This window comes from Arthrobacter sp. D3-16 (genome assembly GCF_054408515.1).
The window spans coordinates 3,721,184-3,738,095 of the sequence record NZ_CP096437.1 but is presented as its reverse complement, the minus strand read 5'-3'; the positions used below and the strand labels follow the sequence as shown (position 1 = coordinate 3,738,095).

General features: G+C 61.3%; 13 protein-coding genes. 8 read left to right on the top strand and 5 right to left on the bottom strand.

The annotated features are described in order from the left end of the window. Nucleotides 1-7: 7 nt before the first annotated feature. Nucleotides 8-1,462: an APC family permease gene (locus M1D32_RS17470; RefSeq protein WP_458779877.1), complete on the bottom strand. Its 1,455-nt coding sequence runs from the start codon at nucleotides 1,460-1,462 to the stop codon at nucleotides 8-10. A gap of 219 nt (nucleotides 1,463-1,681) precedes the next feature. Here M1D32_RS17470 and M1D32_RS17465 point away from each other — a divergent pair, with 219 nt between their 5' ends. From M1D32_RS17465 to M1D32_RS17445, 5 genes are all read left to right on the top strand, one after another. Next, nucleotides 1,682-2,290 (top strand): TetR/AcrR family transcriptional regulator, encoded by a 609-nt coding sequence (locus tag M1D32_RS17465; RefSeq protein ID WP_458779876.1) that lies wholly within the window; start codon nucleotides 1,682-1,684, stop codon nucleotides 2,288-2,290. A gap of 152 nt (nucleotides 2,291-2,442) precedes the next feature. Next, a complete protein-coding gene (locus M1D32_RS17460; RefSeq protein WP_458779875.1) occupies nucleotides 2,443-4,185 on the top strand; it encodes an ABC transporter ATP-binding protein in 1,743 nt (580 codons plus the stop codon). Further along, on the top strand, nucleotides 4,182-6,218 hold the full coding sequence (locus M1D32_RS17455; protein WP_458779874.1) for an ABC transporter ATP-binding protein: 2,037 nt from the start codon (nucleotides 4,182-4,184) through the stop codon (nucleotides 6,216-6,218). The genes M1D32_RS17460 and M1D32_RS17455 overlap by 4 nt, the downstream gene beginning before the upstream one ends. 251 nt (nucleotides 6,219-6,469) lie before the next feature. Then, the gene (locus M1D32_RS17450; protein WP_458779873.1) at nucleotides 6,470-7,510 is read left to right on the top strand and encodes a hypothetical protein; all 1,041 of its coding nucleotides are present in this window, start codon (nucleotides 6,470-6,472) and stop codon (nucleotides 7,508-7,510) included. After that, nucleotides 7,488-8,315, top strand: a complete 828-nt coding sequence (locus tag M1D32_RS17445; RefSeq protein ID WP_458779872.1) for a GSU2403 family nucleotidyltransferase fold protein — start codon at nucleotides 7,488-7,490, stop codon at nucleotides 8,313-8,315. The genes M1D32_RS17450 and M1D32_RS17445 overlap by 23 nt, the downstream gene beginning before the upstream one ends. 190 nt (nucleotides 8,316-8,505) lie before the next feature. Here the strand turns inward: M1D32_RS17445 and M1D32_RS17440 are convergent, their stop codons facing one another. Continuing rightward, nucleotides 8,506-8,739 carry a transposase gene (locus M1D32_RS17440; protein ID WP_458782225.1) on the bottom strand — a complete coding sequence of 78 codons (234 nt, stop codon included), beginning with the start codon at nucleotides 8,737-8,739 and terminating at the stop codon, nucleotides 8,506-8,508. 24 nt (nucleotides 8,740-8,763) lie between these two features. Further along, a complete protein-coding gene (locus M1D32_RS17435) occupies nucleotides 8,764-9,861 on the bottom strand; it encodes a HigA family addiction module antitoxin (RefSeq protein WP_458779871.1) in 1,098 nt (365 codons plus the stop codon). A 507-nt stretch (nucleotides 9,862-10,368) separates the two neighbouring features. Here M1D32_RS17435 and M1D32_RS17430 point away from each other — a divergent pair. From M1D32_RS17430 to M1D32_RS17420, 3 genes are read left to right on the top strand one after another with little or no spacing between them, the layout of a single operon-like run. Next, a complete protein-coding gene (locus M1D32_RS17430) occupies nucleotides 10,369-10,623 on the top strand; it encodes a multiubiquitin domain-containing protein (RefSeq protein WP_458779870.1) in 255 nt (84 codons plus the stop codon). Continuing rightward, the gene (locus M1D32_RS17425; RefSeq protein ID WP_458779869.1) at nucleotides 10,598-11,797 is read left to right on the top strand and encodes a ThiF family adenylyltransferase; all 1,200 of its coding nucleotides are present in this window, start codon (nucleotides 10,598-10,600) and stop codon (nucleotides 11,795-11,797) included. Before M1D32_RS17430 ends, M1D32_RS17425 begins: the two co-directional genes overlap by 26 nt. Beyond that, nucleotides 11,794-12,174 carry a DUF6527 family protein gene (locus tag M1D32_RS17420; protein WP_458779868.1) on the top strand — a complete coding sequence of 127 codons (381 nt, stop codon included), beginning with the start codon at nucleotides 11,794-11,796 and terminating at the stop codon, nucleotides 12,172-12,174. Before M1D32_RS17425 ends, M1D32_RS17420 begins: the two co-directional genes overlap by 4 nt. Before the next feature lie 25 nt (nucleotides 12,175-12,199). On the opposite strand, the gene M1D32_RS17415 is transcribed toward M1D32_RS17420, so the two are convergent. Together M1D32_RS17415 and M1D32_RS17410 are read right to left on the bottom strand one after the other, a co-directional pair. Beyond that, nucleotides 12,200-15,286, bottom strand: a complete 3,087-nt coding sequence (locus tag M1D32_RS17415; protein WP_458779867.1) for a type I restriction endonuclease subunit R — start codon at nucleotides 15,284-15,286, stop codon at nucleotides 12,200-12,202. 354 nt (nucleotides 15,287-15,640) lie between these two features. After that, entirely contained in the window at nucleotides 15,641-16,912 is a 1,272-nt protein-coding gene (locus M1D32_RS17410; RefSeq protein ID WP_458779866.1) for a hypothetical protein, read from the bottom strand.

The window sequence follows — 16,912 nt, the reverse complement described above, 5'->3', positions numbered from 1 at the left end:
TACTGGGTCAGCCGATGACGGCGGCGAAATTGATGGATGGCTTTTGTGCGCCGCGGGCCATCCCGGCCACGAAGAAGAGCGGGATGCCGAGCAGGAGCGACCGGGCCACGCCGCCTGCGCCGCCAAGCAGCGCGTCGTAGTTGTCCAGGGTCAGGTAGCCAATAACGATGAAGGCCAGGAAGGACAGGGACGGTGCGATTACGGTGACCCAGAGGTTGTCCCGCATCCGGTTTCTGGCAAAGAACACGACGATCGCCGCTGATGTCACCAGCAGGATGGAGATGAACCCCGCCGTGCCGAGGGCCACGAACCAGGCAAACACCGTTGTGATGGGGTCAGCACCTGCCAGCAGGAAGATGCTGATGATCACCAGGACAGCGAGGCCGTTCACGAGCCCTGCGAAGTGCGGAGCTCCCGTCTTTGATACGGAGGACAGCTTGGCCGGCAGGGCTCCGGCACGGCCCAGGGAAAACAGGTACCGGGAGAACATGTTGGCCAAGCCCAGGAGCATTGCCAGGAAACTCGTGACAACGAGGATCTGCATGGACAGGTTCAGCCAATACCCTGCGCTGGATTCGGCGAGATCGAAGACCATGCCTGCCGGATTTTCGGTGGCGACGGTTTGGATGTTGTCGATGCCGATGGCGCCACTGATCGCCCAGGTGGAGATGGTGTAGAAGATGCCGATGAAGGCAATGACGAAGTAGGCAGCCCGGGGAATGGTGCGCCGCGGATTTTTTGCCTCTTCAGCGAACACGACGGTTGCTTCGAAGCTGGTGAAGCAGGCGAAGGCAAACAGCAGGGAAATGCCCAGGCCCGGACCGAAGACGCTGGATCCGGTGAACCCTTCAAAAGTGAAGATCCCAAGCCCTTTCTGGGCAACGAGTGACACCACGAGGGCCGCCACCGCAAAGGCTTCACCAAGGATGAGAACGCCCAGCACCTTCAGGCTCGCATCGACGCCGCGCATCGTCAGGCCCGTGACCACTGCCAGCAATGCAGCGATCCAGAAGTAGACCGGCAGGCTGACGCCCGTGAGGCCTTCAACCAGTAACTGCGCAAAGACGCCGAACTGGGACCAAAGCCCAATCTGAAGGCTCAGGTACGTCAGGATGGCGATCCCGGCCCCGCCCGTCGCCCACTTGTTGCCCAGTCCCTTGGCCATGTAAGCCACGAAACCGCCCGCGTTGGTAATGTGCTGGCTCATCCGCAGGTAACCCACGGAGAAGAGGGCCACCAGCAGCGCAGCAATCACATAAATGACCGGTGTTCCCGGGCCGCTGGCCGAAAACAGTACAGGGCTGGCTCCCACCACGGCAGCCATGGGGGCGGCTGCGGCAATAGCAAAGAATGCGATGGCTATGACGCCGAGCTTGTTCGGCCTCAGCCGTGGGGAGGTGGAGGCAGGTGGTGGATCCTCTTGCAGCGGGCGTGTAGAAGTTCCGACTGGTTCTTGGGTCATCCGATGGCTCTTTCAGGAAAGTGCACGGCGCAGGGCCTATATGCAGAAGTGTTGGAAGGTCCCTTGCCGGCACGAGACGGTGCGTTCCATGGGAAAGGAAATCTGCTCAAGCTGGCTGGTCGCAGTGCGTGATCTCAGCCACAATCCAAACTATACGTTTGTTTAGTTCTTACTGTCAATGCTTTTTCCAGCGCCGATCAGGAGGGCTAGACTCGGTGCATGAACCAGCCGACAACCCGGTTGCCCTACGGAGACGGGCGCGATGCCTTGCTGTCAGCGGTGATCGAGGTGGTAGGTGAAAAAGGCCTGCGCGGGGTTACATACCGTGCCGTTGCGTCCCGGGCAGGAGTGAACCACACCCTTGTCACGCACCACTTCGGCTCCATCGAGGGTCTTCTTGCCGCCACCATGGAGTGGGCCATCCAGCGCTCCATCGAGGAGACTGGCCTGGAAAAGATCGCGGACTTTGACGAGAACTTTGCCGATGCGCTCCTGGCAACGGTCTCGCGCGAACCGGAACTGCAGCTGTTCCAGTTCGAGATGCTTCTCGAATCGCGGCGCAACCCCGAGGTGCGCGCCTTGGTGGAGCGCCTGTACGCGAACTACATGGGCACCGTTGAAGCTGCCCTGCGGCAACGGGGCCTCAACGTCGACGACGGAGCCTCCTTGGCCATCTTTGCCGCCCTCGACGGGCTCATGCTGCAGTTCCTGACCATCAGCGACCCCGAGAAGATCAGGGCCGCCGTCATTCAGGTCGGCAAGCTCGTGACGACTCTTGAGGGCGCAAGCGAAAGCCCCGGCGGCAGCAACCCCCTCCCGGTTCGCTAACGAAGGCGGCACACCCTACACCTGCGGGGTCAGTGCAATACGCTCTCCGAGAATCGCCGCAACTTCTCCTCCAGGGCACGGCCCCACCCCAGCCGCCGGACGTAAACTGACCTTCGCATCACGTCCCGTGAGCCAAGGACCAGGAGCCGCCCATGCTCTGGAAGCTGCTTGTTGAATACGTCCGGCCGCACCGGAAGCTGCTGGCCGCCGTCGTGGTTTTCCAGCTGGCGCAGTCCATCGCGTCCCTGTACCTGCCCACCCTGAACGCGGACATCATCGACGAGGGCGTGGCCAAGGGGAACGTCGGGTACATCCTCAGCCTGGGCGGCGTGATGCTGGGGATCACGCTGCTGCAGATCGTGTGTGCAGTCATCGCGGTGTACTTCGCGGCGAAGGCGGCGATGGGCGTGGGCCGGGACCTCCGGGACGCCATCTTCACAAGGGTGGGCGACTTCTCCGAGCAGGAGGTCACCAAGTTCGGCGCACCCAGCCTCATCACCAGGTCCACCAACGACGTCCAGCAGGTCCAGCAGCTGGTGCTCATGTCCGCCACCATGCTGGTCACCGCCCCCATGCTCAGCATCGGCGGGGTGATCATGGCCGTGCGGCAGGACGCGCAGCTGTCCTGGCTAATCGCCGTCGCCGTTCCGATACTGCTGATCGCCGTCGGCTTGATCACCGTCCGGATGGTGCCGCTGTTCCGCAAGATGCAGAAGCGGATCGACACCGTGAACCAGGTCCTCCGCGAGCAGCTCACCGGCATCCGCGTGGTGCGCGCCTTCGTCCGCGAGGACATCGAGACCGAGCGCTTCGCCCGCGCCAACGAGGACGTCACGGACACCGCCCTGCGCGCCGGCCGGCTCATGGCGCTCGCGTTCCCCGCAGTGATGCTGGTCCTGAACGTCTCATCCGTGGCCGTGATCTGGTTCGGCTCGTTCCGCATCCAGGACGGCTCCATGCAGGTGGGCACGCTCATCGCGTTCCTGAGCTACCTGCTGCAGATCCTGATGTCCGTCATGATGGCAACGTTCATGGCCGTGATGATCCCGCGCGCCGCTGTGTCCGGCGACCGGATCGGGGAGGTGCTGCGGACGGAGTCGAGCGTCCGGCCGCCGCTTCATCCGGTAACGACGGCGGCACAGGACGGCCGCCGCGGCGAGCTGGAGATGCGCGACGTCGGATTCGCCTACCCGGGTGCCGACCAGCCCGTCCTCACCGGGATCAGCTTCACCGCCAGGGCGGGGCAGACGACGGCGATCATCGGCAGCACGGGCGCCGGCAAGACCACCCTGGTGAACCTCATGCCCCGGCTCTTCGACGCGACGGAAGGCTCGGTCCGGATGAACGGTGTGGACGTCCGTGAGCTGCACCCGGACCTGCTCTGGGGGCACATCGGCCTGGTCCCGCAGCGGCCCTACCTGTTCAGCGGCACTGTCCGCAGCAACCTGCTCTACGGCAAGCCGGACGCCACGGAGGACGAGCTCTGGACGGCGCTGGAGATTGCCCAGGCCCGCGACTTCGTGGAGCGGATGGACGAGGGGCTGGACGGGCCCATCAGCCAGGGCGGCACCAACGTCTCGGGCGGGCAGCGGCAGCGGCTGGCCATCGCCCGGGCCCTGGTGAAACGGCCCGAGCTTTATATCTTCGATGACTCGTTCTCCTCGCTGGACACCGGCACCGATGCCCGGCTCCGGCAGGCCCTCAAGCGCAGCACCGCCAGCGCCACGCTGGTGATTATCGCCCAGCGCGTCTCCAGCATCGTGGATGCGGACCAGATCTTAGTGCTCGACGACGGCAGGATCGTGGGGCGCGGAACGCACCGTGAGCTGCTGGAGACATCCGGGACGTACCGTGAGATCGTCTCTTCCCAGCTGGCGGCGGAGGAGACGGTATGAGCGCGCCGCACCGCCCGCCGTCGTCCGCCTCTTCCGGAACCACCACCGGCACCGCACCCGGAGCCAAAACGGCAAGCGCCGACGTCGTCCGCATCCCCCGCCCGGCAGGCGGCCCGGGACGCGGCGGGCCGTTCGCGGGGATGAACGTCCCCGCGGAGAAGGCGATGAACTTCTGGCCGTCGGCCAGGCGGCTGATGGGGACGCTGCGGCCGGAACGGGCGTGGCTGCTGCTGGTGTTCGCGACGGCGGTGGCCGGGGTGGCGCTGTCCGTGATCGGGCCGCGGCTGCTGGGGGAGGGCACCAACCTGATCTTCGCCGGCGTGGTGTCCGGGGAGCTGCAGGCCGGGGTGAGCAAGGAGCAGGTGATTGCGCAGCTGCGGGCGTCCGGGGAGGGGCAGCGCGCGGACATGCTCAGTGCGATGGACCTGGTGCCGGGGCAGGGCATCGACTTCGCGGCGCTGGGCAGTGTGCTGACGTGGGCGCTGGTGCTGTATGTGCTGTCGTCGGCATTTATGTGGGTGCAGGCGTATGTGCTGAACGGGGTGGTGCAGCGGACGGTGTTCGGGCTGCGGGAGCGGATCGAGGCGAAGATCAACCGGCTGCCGCTGCGGTATTTCGACTCGATCCAGCGCGGCGAGCTGCTCAGCCGGGTGACCAACGACGTGGACAACATTTCGCAGAGCCTGCAGCAGACCATCAGCCAGGCGGTCACGTCGGTGCTCACCGTGGTGGGTGTGCTGGTGATGATGGTGATCCTCTCGCCCACGCTGGCGCTGATCGCGCTGGTGACCATTCCGCTGACGCTGGGGCTGACGGCGCTGATCGCCAAGCGCTCGCAGAAGCTGTTTGTGGCGCTGTGGAAGCACACGGGGGAGCTGAACGGGCAGATCGAGGAGACGTACACCGGGCATGCGCTGGTGAAGGTGTTCGGCCGGCAGCGCGAGGTGGGGGAGCGGTTCCGGCAGAAGAACGCGGAGCTGTATGACGCCAGTTTCGGTGCGCAGTTCATCTCCGGGCTGATCATGCCGGCCATGACGTTCATCGGGAACCTGGTGTATGTGGGGATCGCCGTGGTGGGCGGGCTGCAGGTGGCTTCCGGGGCGATGCAGTTGGGTGACGTGCAGGCGTTCATCCAGTATTCGCGGCAATTCACCATGCCGCTGGCGCAGCTGGGGTCCATGGCGAACGTTTTGCAGTCCGGGGTGGCGTCGGTGGAGCGGGTGTTCTCGCTGTTGGATGAGGACGAGGAGTCTGTGGAGCCTGCCCCTTCTGCCGGTCCGGTGTTTGGGCGGGGGCGGCTGGTGTTTGAGGACGCCTCATTCTCCTATTCGCCGGACAAGCCACTGATTTCCGGCCTGTCTTTGGTGGCGGAGCCGGGGCAGACGGTGGCCATTGTGGGGCCGACCGGCGCAGGGAAGACCACGCTGGTGAACCTGATGATGCGGTTCTACGAGCTGGATGCAGGGCGGATAACGCTCGACGGCGTGGACGTCACCTCAGTGCCCCGGCGCGAGCTGCGCTCGCGGCTGGGGATGGTGCTGCAGGATACGTGGCTGTTCGGCGGGACCATCCGGGACAACATCGGGTACGGGCGGCCTTCTGCTACTGAATCCGAAATTCTGGAGGCGGCGCGGGCGACGTATGTGGACCGGTTCGTGCGGTCACTGCCCGACGGGTACGACACCGTACTGGACGACGAGGGCGCCAACGTGTCCGCGGGGGAGAAGCAGCTGCTGACGATTGCGCGGGCTTTCCTGGCCCGGCCGTCGGTGCTGATCCTGGACGAGGCGACTTCATCTGTGGACACCCGGACCGAGGTGCTCGTGCAGAAGGCGATGAGTGCCCTGCGGTCCGACCGGACTTCTTTTGTGATTGCGCACCGCCTCTCCACGATCCGCGACGCCGACCTCATCCTGGTGATGGAGGCCGGCCAGATCGTGGAGCAGGGAACACACGCCTCGTTGCTGGCTGCGGGCGGCGCTTATGCGCGGCTGTACGAGGCGCAGTTCGCGGCTCCCGTGGCGGAGGTCTAAGGGCAGCTCCAGTTATTCTGCAGGTTTAGCATTGATGTTCAGAAAACCGCGCCCTTCCGCTGTCACCAGAATGATCTAGTTTCCTGAACCAGTGTGCATTTCTGTTGCGCGTCTGCGCCAACGTTCGGCAAATGATACTTGTCCATCGCCAGCGGAAATGGTATGTTTCACGAACATCGTAGACAGGAGGGGCATTGGAAAGCAGTACGGAGCCAGAGCCCAAAACAACAACCGACATCCTAAGTCGTTGCATGAACCTGCTCAGCCAATGTATGCCCAGTAACTGGTCAACATTCAAGGTCACGGACGAATCCTCGTACTGGGACCTTTCCCCCGACGGACAGATAGGGCTGCGGAGTCCCGACGGGATGGAAGCGCTTCTTATTATTGAAGCCAAGCGCATCTTGGAGCGACGAGATGTCCCAGCTGTAACCCAGCAGTTGAATCGTCTAACACAGTTTCGTCAAAACACGGCCGGCGTGGTCGTTGCTCGGTACCTAGCGCCGTCCGTCCGGGAAGCTCTAGTGAAGGAAGGCCTTGCCTTCGTGGATGCTACGGGGAATATGCGTGTAGACATATCCCGACCAGGCCTGTTCATCTCCTGTCAAGGCGCTAACAGAGATCCCTGGCGAGGTCCAGGCAGGCCTAGAGGCTCTCTCAAGGGAGCACCCGCGGCAAAAATTGTGCGGGCGTTGGTGGACTTCCCGATCGCGCCCTGGAATATCCGTGAACTCATCGACGTTTCGGGTGTCTCGACCGGAGCGGCGTATCGAGTGGTGGAGCATCTTGAACGTGAGGCTCTGATTGAAAGAGACGACAACGGAAAGATCCTTGCTCGCGAGTGGCGACCGCTCCTGCGGGCATGGAGCAAAGATTACGGCTTTACTCGTAGCAGTCGAGTCACCAGCTACATAGAGCCCAGAGGATTGCCTTCTCTTCTTGGAAAAGCAAGTAGGTCAAGCGGAATCAACTATGCAGTCACTGGAACGGTTGCGGCAGCGGAGTGGGCGCCATACGCTCCAGCTCGATCAGTCCTTGTTTATGTCGAAAATGCCGATATAGCGGCTAAGGCTTGGGGCCTGCGACCGTCAGAGGCAGGCACAAATGTGCTGCTGGCAGAACCGGAAAGCGACGTGGTTTTCCAACGGAAATTGACTACCGTCCAAGGAATCGAAATAGCGGCACCTGCACAAGTGGCAGTAGATCTCATGACCGGGCCTGGACGTAATCCTTCCGAGGCCGAGGAGCTAATGGATTGGATGGAGCGCAATGAGTCCTCTTGGAGAAAATGACCTCCTTGCACAAACACGCACTGCCCTTCTCGACGCCCTCGAAGCGCTAATTGATCACCGGGATGCGTTGATCGTCATTGGGGCCCAAGCGGTATATCTCCATGCAGGAGAAGCGCAGGTCGCATTAGCGGCGGCAACGAAGGACAGCGACCTGGCGTTAGATCCTCGACTGTTAAACCCAAATCCCTTGCTCGAGGTAGCGATGGACCAAGCCGGGTTCTTCCCCAATCCCTTGAGCTCTCAGCCGGGGGCTTGGATGAACGCGGCTGGAATACCGGTAGATCTGATGGTCCCCGAAGAACTGGCTGGAATCGGAGGAAAGCAAACGCGAGGTGCTCGCATACCGCCTCACAGTAAGAGCAGTACGCGAAGGGCGAGGGGTCTTGAGGCGGCTGTGGTTGACAACTCAAAAATGGTCATTCGTGCTTTAGATGACACCGACAAGCGCGCTTTCGAAGCTAGAGTGGCTGGACCGGCGGCACTACTTATAGCCAAGGTCCACAAGATATCAGAGCGTATCGACTCCCCGCATCGACTCAATGACAAGGATGCCCATGACGTTTATCGGTTGCTCGTTGCAACCGAAAGCTCCGACGTTGCTGGCACTATCCGCGAGCTACTCGAGAATCCAATTAGTCAATCAGCAACTGCTGATGGGATTGGCATGTTGCGTTCACTTTTTGCGGATGGGGCAGAAGCTTTGGGTTCAGTTATGGCCGGGCGAGCCGAGGAAGGAATTGGTGACCCAGAGAGCGTGTCCGTGTCCGTCTCGCTTCTGGCGGCTGACGTCTTAAGGGAGCTGTAGCTTAATTTTCGGGGAGCGTCGGGCAGAAGGTGGCGATCGGGCTTCACTGGGACGGGGAAGACCAGGCTGGTCCGCCAGATGATGCGTTTCTATGAGATTGATGCGGGGCGGATAACGCTCGGCGGCGTGGACGTCACCTCGGTGCCGCGGCGGCCCTTTACCTGTTGGGAGAGGTTCTGCCTCGTCTCGGTCATAGCCTGGTTGGCCAGCGAGAAATCAGGTGGAAATGATCAACGGTGACGGCAGTGCGGGAAAGCCGCATACGCAACGCTTTACGGAACGCCGCGGAAGGGTCGATCGCGACGACCTGCGCAGATAGACGCCACCTGTTTTGTGGGTAACCATAGCAAGGGCCGTCGACAACCAAGCGATTAACAGCTCTATTGTTGGCTCGCAGAAAGCCATCAAGACTGGCTGTCGGCATTTCCCGCACAGAAAGCCACCCGGCCTACCAGCTGTTTAGCGCCTCAGTGACGGTTGGGGCTCCCTTGGCGAGCGTGGTGCGCCAGTCGAGGCGGCCGCGCTTTTGAAGTTGGCCGACAAGCATGATGCGCGCGATGCCAAATTGATTGGCTGTTTCGTCGACCCAAGGTCCAGTGATCCGGGCCGGAACCTTGGGGAACCCTCTGGGGAAAATCCAGTTGAAGGCGTCGCCGTTGGCTTCGGTTTCGCGATCGGCGAGGCGTGGGTCCTTGTCGTCAAGGTCTTCGATGATCGCACAGTCTTTGGTTACGTGACCTCGAAGGATGTGAGCGACTTCGTGGAGCAAAGTGAAGAAGACCTTGTCGAGTCGTTGCCCTCGCCCGGACAATCCGATCACGGGATGCTGGCCCACGAACATGGAGCATCCATCGATCTTCGCGCCGGCGAAGGCCTCGACGAATACTAGGCGGACGCCCGCTTCAGCGAAAACCGCGGGGAGCTTCGCGAAGTCGCCCTCAGTATGAACCCCCCGAGGTAAATCGGCCGCTAGACGGGCCAGCTTGTCGGCAGCATACGGCACCTTCGGTAGATCTCTCGATCCTTCACGCCCAACACAGGCACCCCACGTCTTTTGGAGGAGGCTGACGTCTTCATTGTGGTTGGCACGCTTTGCGGCCATCGCAATATATGGCTCATCATCCAGAGAGGCCAGGCCAAACAGCTCCTGCACCTCTGTTTCGAGTGCATCGAGCGTCGAGCCAGTAAATACCCCGCGCTTTTTCAATAGCGCGATCGGGGCCTTCATGTTGAGGCGTGCCCGACGACGAACATCGTCTAATTTGGTCTGCGTCCTCTGGTCCCCGGCCTGCTCTGCCAGGAGGTACTCGTTTTGCAGATTGAGCCAGTACTGGGCGGTGTGGCCGAGGGCAGCAGCAATCTGGGCCGCTGATTCGCGGGTGATTTCCTTGTTGCCGGTAATGATTTCGGACACGAATTGGGTGGGACGGCCCAGGACGGCTGCGAAGTCGGCCTGCGACCAGCCCAGTTCCTTAAGCTCGAGTGCCAAGAGGTCACCGGCTGGTTGTTGGTTGATGGGTAGCGCATCGTGTGTCGAGGTGCTCATGTGGGTGGCTCCATATGTGCAGAGAGGTCCCCGATGACCACAGTTCCGTGGTCGTCGGTTCCTTTGAATGTCAAGGAAATCAGGCGTCCGGATGACAACCGCGCTTGTGCCCGAGCGGGGTCGCCGTGGTCGGACGACCGAATTCGCAGAAAGCGCGTATTCCGCAAATCATCTTCGACGGTTGCGGCATGGGCGCACTGGATGAGGCGGCGGAAGCCTTCTATGTCTTCGCTGCTCCATGCGGGTGGACGGAAGTTGGAGTCTGACGCCAGCGGACGCAACTCCTCATCAAGATACTCCCGCTCCACGTTGCTTATTATCCATCACCTTTTCGCTGATTCACAGTATCAGGCCTTCATGAAGGTACCTCGAATCCTCCCCTTGGAATAGTGGCGGCGCGCAGCTTGCTACTAGTAATCGGCGTATCAGCGTAGGGGTGATGGGGTATGTGCTACTATTCAAGTAGGTCGTCAAGGCGGCGGCCATCCCATCAGGAGGTACCGCCCCATGCCGGCAGTAACCCACAAGACCGTAGAGGTTGCCATCAACGGCACCGAAACCGTCCTCGACGACAGCACGGTCACCTACGAGGAGCTCGGTAACCTCGCCTTTCCCGGGCATGACCCGGCGGCGATGTTCACCGTCACCTACAGGCACGCCGTGGGCCCGCGCGGCGGTGACGGCACCCTCGTGGCCGGCGAATCCGTCACCGTGAAGAAGAAGGGGACGACGTTTAATGTCCGGCTCTCAACTCGTTCGTGATAGCCGCGACCTGTCCGCCCTCGTGGCGGACGGGTACGCGGTCCGCATCGTCAGCGGCTACCTCGTTGTCGACGACATTCCGTTCGTCAACGACGCCGGTCAGGTTCAGTTGGGGTCTTTCCTCTGCCCCTTGGACAACAACGGACTCAGCACCGTCACCCCGGCGACCCACGTCATGTGTTTTGTTGGTGGTGTCCCGCGCGACAAGACGGGTGCGCCCATCGATGGGCTCGTCAACGACAGGGTGGACAAGTGGTCGGCCGGGCCTGACCTCACCGCTGCGTGTGGGTTCTCCCAGAAACCTGCTGGTGGCTACCCGGACTTCTACGAGAAGGTCACCTATTACACGCAGATAGTGATCGGGCCCGCTCAGGCTGTGGACCCGTCGGTGACTCCGTATACGTTCAAACCGGTCGAGACTGACGAGGGCGACGGGGTGTTCAAGTATATGGACACGTTCTCGCCCCGCTACGGCATCACTGCACTCAATAACCGGCTGGTGTTGAACAAGGTCGCAATTGTGGGGCTGGGCGGCACTGGTGCCCACATCCTCGATGCGCTCGTGAAGACGCCGGTACGGACCCTCCATCTGTACGACGGAGACGTGTTCCTCAGTCATAACGCCTTCCGGGCCCCAGGGGCCGCAAGCATCGAGGACCTCCGGGCTGGGCTGACCAAGGTGGCGTACTACGAGCGCGTGTACTCGGCCATGCGACGCGGGATCCATACCCACCCGTTCAACGTGACGGTCGAGAATGTCGATGAGCTGTTGGACGCGGACTTCGTGTTTCTGGCTATGGACGCCGGTCCGGTCAAGAAGGTCATCATCGACGCGCTCGTGGTGGCCGGTATTCCGTTCGTCGATACCGGTATCGGCCTCGGGAAGGACTCCAAGGGGGTCAACGGCACCCTCCGGGTCACCACGTTCACCCCCGGGCACGGCGAGCACATCGACAAGGTGGTGTCCTACTTTGTCGGGGAAGACGCTGAGTACGACACCAACCTCCAGGTCGACGAGCTCAACGCTTTGACGGCGAACCTCGCCGTGCTCCGTTACAAGAAGCTGCTCGCGTTCTACGCCGACCTAGAAGGCGAACATCACACCGTGTTCGACATCGACTCCGGTAACCTCAACCACCGATTTGGCAACCGCGAGACGGAAGGTGCCGGATGAAAGACCGGCACCTTAACCCGGCGTTCGTCGTCTCCATCCCCGCTGAACCAGAGCCGGGCAAACTCTACATCTCCATGGCGTACGAAACCGCCGTTCACCTATGCGCCTGTGGTTGCGGCACCAAAGTGGTCACACCGTTTGGCCCCAACGACTGGACACTTACCTTCGACGGCACGGTGTCCCTTGACCACTCTGTCGGCAACGGCCAATTTCCCTGCAGATCGCATTACTGCATCGAGCGTAACCAAGTCGTATGGCTTCGAAAGATGAATCATGCTGCGACCAAAGCCGCTCTCGGACGTGACCAGCGAGATCACCGGTCCAAGGTCGCCACCACGCGTGCATCTTGGTGGCGACGAATCCGGAGCTACTTCTAGACGGTCACCTGGGGCGGCGGGTATTTCAGGCCTCGGACCCCTGCAATTCCTCGTAGACCAATTCACCGAGCATTTTCAGGAGCGCGTGCATCTTCGTCTTGTCCCCCAAAGCCTGAAGGCTCAGGTTGTAGTGGCTGTCCATCGAGTTCGAGACCGCGTCTGTGACGGCCATTTCCAGATGCGGACTGCTGCCGAAGTGGTTCCGTGAGTTGTTCTGCGCCTGCTTCTGAAGTGTCTCGTTCTTCACCAGCTCCCTGCGCACTCCCTCGACGAAGTGGGCTACTGCATCAAGTTCCTCACCTTCGAACGGAAGGTTGGCCTGCTGGATGATCTCCTCCCACGTCGCGAGAACTGGGTCCTTCGCCTGTCCGGTGCCCACCTCTGTGGGCGGTTTCAAAAGCGCGTCCTCGCCGGAGAGCTGCAGCTGGGCCTGGCCCTTGTCCTTGAGCGCGTATTTGGCGAGCACCACCCCGGAGAGGTCCAGTGCCACCTTCGCGTCGTTCACGCGGAGCACCGGCAGGAGATGTTTGTAGTAGATCGAGCGCTTCTCCAAGTCCGTATCGGCGAAGTCGACGATCTGGGAGAGAAAGTCATAGGCGCGGACAAACGAGCCAATATCTTTCCGGAACAGGTCCAGCTCATCCTGGGCGGCCTTATTGCCCTCCGCGACGGCGGCGTTGTATCGGGTGTTGAAGCGCGACTTGGCCGGGGCCACCCAGCCGGAGAGAGCATTGTTGCCGGCCTCCAGGACATAGGACTTCACCAGCCCGTCCACCTCGGACTCCAAATAGATCTGGGCGGCGTCGAGCTTGGCTTGTAGGTCGTGTACCACGTTCGGGTCGGAAACACCCTCCAGGGCTGCCTCCCGGAAATACGGCTGGAAGGACGCCAGGATCTCATCCGGATTATTGACGAAGTCGAGCACGAAGGTCTGGTCCTTGCCCACGGCGGTACGGTTCAGCCGGGACAGCGTCTGCACGGCGGATACCCCGGAGAGCTTCTTATCCACGTACATGGCCACGAGCAGCGGCTGGTCGAAGCCGGTCTGGAACTTGTTGGCCACCAGCATGATTTTGTACTCGTCGGTGGAGAACGCCTCGGGCAGCGTGCGCCCCTTGAGCCCGGGGTTCATGTTGAGCTCGGTGAACGCCTCAGGCCCGGATTCGTCGTCGTTCACTTCGCCCGAGAAGGCGACCATCGTGCTCAAACCCGAATAGCCGGCGTCGAGAATGTACTTGTCGATGGCGAGCTTGTACCGGACGGCTTCCTTGCGGGAGCCGGTGACCACCATCGCCTTGGCCTTGCCTTCCAGCCGCCAGGCAACGTTCGCGCGGAAATGCTCAACGATCACCTGGACCTTTTGGCTGATGTTGTACGGGTGCAGCTTCACCCAGTTCATCAGGGATTTCAGTGCCTCGGATTTCTCCACCTGGGTGTCGTCCGAGTCATAGTCCCGGCCCTCGTGGGTGAGCCGGTAGGCCACTTTGTAGCTGGTGTAGTTCTGCAGCACATCGAGGATGAAGCATTCCTCGATGGCCTGTTGCATGGAGTACAGATGGAACGGCTGCGGCAGCCCGTCCGGGCCCTCGCGTCCGAACAGTTCCAGGGTCTTGGCCTTGGGGGTGGCGGTGAACGCGAAGTAGCTGATGTTCTTGGCATCGGCGCGCTCAGCCATTTCGGCCGCCAGATAGCTTTCGACGTCGAACTCGCCGCCGTCGTTCACGTCCGCCAATTCTTCGGCGGAGAGGACTTTTTTGAGCTTGTTCGCGGTGGACCCTGTCTGCGATGAGTGCGCCTCATCCGCAATGATCGCGAAGTTCCTGCCTTTCAGTGCCTGGGCTTCGGCGATGGCCTTCAGCGCGAACGGGAAGGTCTGGATGGTGACGATGATGATCGGCGTCCGAGCCGTCAGTGCGGCGGTGAGTTCGGCGGACTTCGAGCCGGCGTTGCCGCGGATTGGGACCACGACGCCGGACTTGTGCTCGATCTGGTAGATCGCGTCCTGCAGTTGGGCGTCCAGGACTGTGCGGTCGGTCACGACGATGACGGAGTCGAAAACCTTCTGGTTGTCGGTCCCGTGCAGCGAGCTGAGCTGATGCGCGGTCCATGCAATCGAGTTGGTTTTACCGGACCCGGCGGAGTGCTGGACTAGGTAGCGGTGGCCGGCACCTTCCGCACTGGCCGTGTAAATGAGCTTGTTGACCACATCCCACTGGTGGTAACGGGGGAACAGCAGGGACTTGCGGACTTCCCGCTCGCCGGTGACTGGATCGGTCTTGTCGCTGATCTGCAGGTGCAGGAACTTGCCTACGATGTTCAGCCAAGTATCGCGCTGCAGGACCTGTTCCCAGAGGTAGCTGGTGGCGGAACCCTTGGGGTTGACCGGGTTCCCGGCGTGGCCGTCATTGCCAAGGTTGAACGGAAGGAAAGACGTGTCCTTGCCCTTGAGCTCGGTGGTCATCTGGATTTCATCGTTGCTGACGGCGAAGTGCACCAGGGCGCGTCGGCCAAAGGACAGGAGCGGTTCGTCCTTGTTCTTGGCATTTCGCGGCAGCCGGTCTTTGCGGTACTGCTCGACGGCGTCATGGATGGTCTGCGTGAAGTCCGTCTTGAGCTCAATGGTCGCCACCGGCAGGCCGTTGACGAACAGGACCAGATCGATGCTCTTCAGGGTGTCCACAGTTGAGTAATGCACCTGCCGTATCACGCGGAGACGCACCTTTTGGTAGCGTTCCAGCGTCTCCGGGTTCAGGCCCATGGCCGGCTTGAACTGACACATCTCAAATTTCGCGGCGACGTCCTTGACTCCGGTGCGCAGCACCGCGAGCATGCCGGCTTCCTTGGTCGCGGGCTTGTCCAGGACCTTGCACAGCCGGTCCAGAAGCAGGATTCTGGAGACCTCGTGCTCGGCGGGAGAGTCAGTCGGTTTCAGAACCTTGGCCAGCTGCTCCGGTTGGGTATCCGCCAGCCATGCGAAGACGTCCTCGGGAACGAGAGCACGGTTGGCGTCATACAGATCGCTGGCCTTGCGGTGCGGCTCGTAGATCCAGCCCGCGGCCGCGAGAGCCTGGCAGATCTCGTCCTCGAACGTCACTTCATTGTGCTGCGCCAAAATGAGTCCCCTACTCGTTGGTACCAATATCGTCCAGTGAAGTTCCGTCCGCGTCACGCCACAGCTTTAGTGGCTCCCGCACATGACCGCCGTTCATCAAATCGACTGCCTGTCCAGGACCCGTGAAAGTGTAATCCTGTTTCAGGACAAATCGATCGCCAAGAACTTCGGCGACGCCGTCCGAGATGAGTCGGCTTCGACGACTCAGGATTGTCTCAGGCGCGCCGGGCCTAGCCTCGGCCCGGGCCGACGAGCCTGCGGCGACGAGCATCTTCTCACCGACTAGTCGACCTTCCAAATCGCAGCTACGGTGGCGAAAGTAATACGTTGTGCCTTGAGCGGGCCAAGATTCGTTCATGGCGAAACTCGATCCATGAGACCTTGAACCGCTACCGGCTCGCCCTCGTTGTTTTCCACCTGCCAAAACTCCGCTCCGGGGATGTTATCAGCGCCGGCGTGATGGGCTGCGGCGTCCAACGTGGAAAACTCATGACCATCAATGACGACCACTCCGTCTTCAGTGACCTCGGCACGCATTCTGATGGAGTCGTCTGCGGGGCTGAGGAAATCACCGGGTGAAAGGACGCCCGCTTCGACGAGGTCAGCAACATCGGAGTCAACATGGGTGGCAGGCTGTGCGATCACCTGAATGGCGGGGGATGCGACCGTCTGGCCGGACTTGAGCCGTTCGTAACCGGCCCTCGTGACTTGGGCCATGAGGATCCGGCGTTCCTGCACGAATTCGTCGTAGCCCATCGTTTCCCAATCCTCGGGGAGAGCATGCCAAAACATCTGCTGCCGAAGGGCGTCGCCACTGAAACCGCGTTCGGAAACTAGTGCTGGCCAGTACTCGGCCGGCTCTCGGTCGGAGATCAGGATGTTGGTGCTCCAGTCGGTCGGGGCGAAGTTGGCGACCTGGTTAATCCTCTTGAGGTCCTTAATGCCGACGACGCTTTCCAGGTATTTGCGGGGGTTCAGGTGATGGCCCTCCGTCCCCTTGGTCGCCGGCAACGAGGGGTCCATCCACTGTTGGACTTTGTTCCTCAGCATGAACATATCCGCATCGAGAATATTCAACGCGGCAAGGTAAGTCTGATAAGCCGGCGACAAGGCAGATGACGAGGTCACAAGAGAATCGGGCATACGAAGGGTCCAGAAATCATCTGATAGCTCGGCAGAAATGACCGCCTCAAGTGTGAAAACGAAACTGCTCGAATCACTGCCGTCAATGGCCGTCAAACGGTCCAAGTCTTTCTGAAGTTGGGTTTCTGCGCTTCCGGTATAGCGACCGGACAGCTGGGACATGAAGAGCCACCGGGCCATGAGATTCCGCAGGGTAGTGACGTCCACGCCGAATCGGGTCCGGCCGAGTATCCAGAGGGCGTAACTGGACAAGATGTTCATGTCAGAGGTGACCATTTTCCGGGATTTGAAGCCGGCCACGGCCAGGCATCGGATGAACTCGGTCCAGTGCAGATCCTTGAGCACCACGGGCAGGGCAGCCTGCAACTTCGTCAGTTCAGCCTCTTGCCGCTCAGGCACGACGAAGCCAGTACTGCGGTCCTTGGCTTGGAGCGCGTTGTACGCGTCGCCGAGCTTTGCTCGGTTCTGCCCGACTGCGACCAA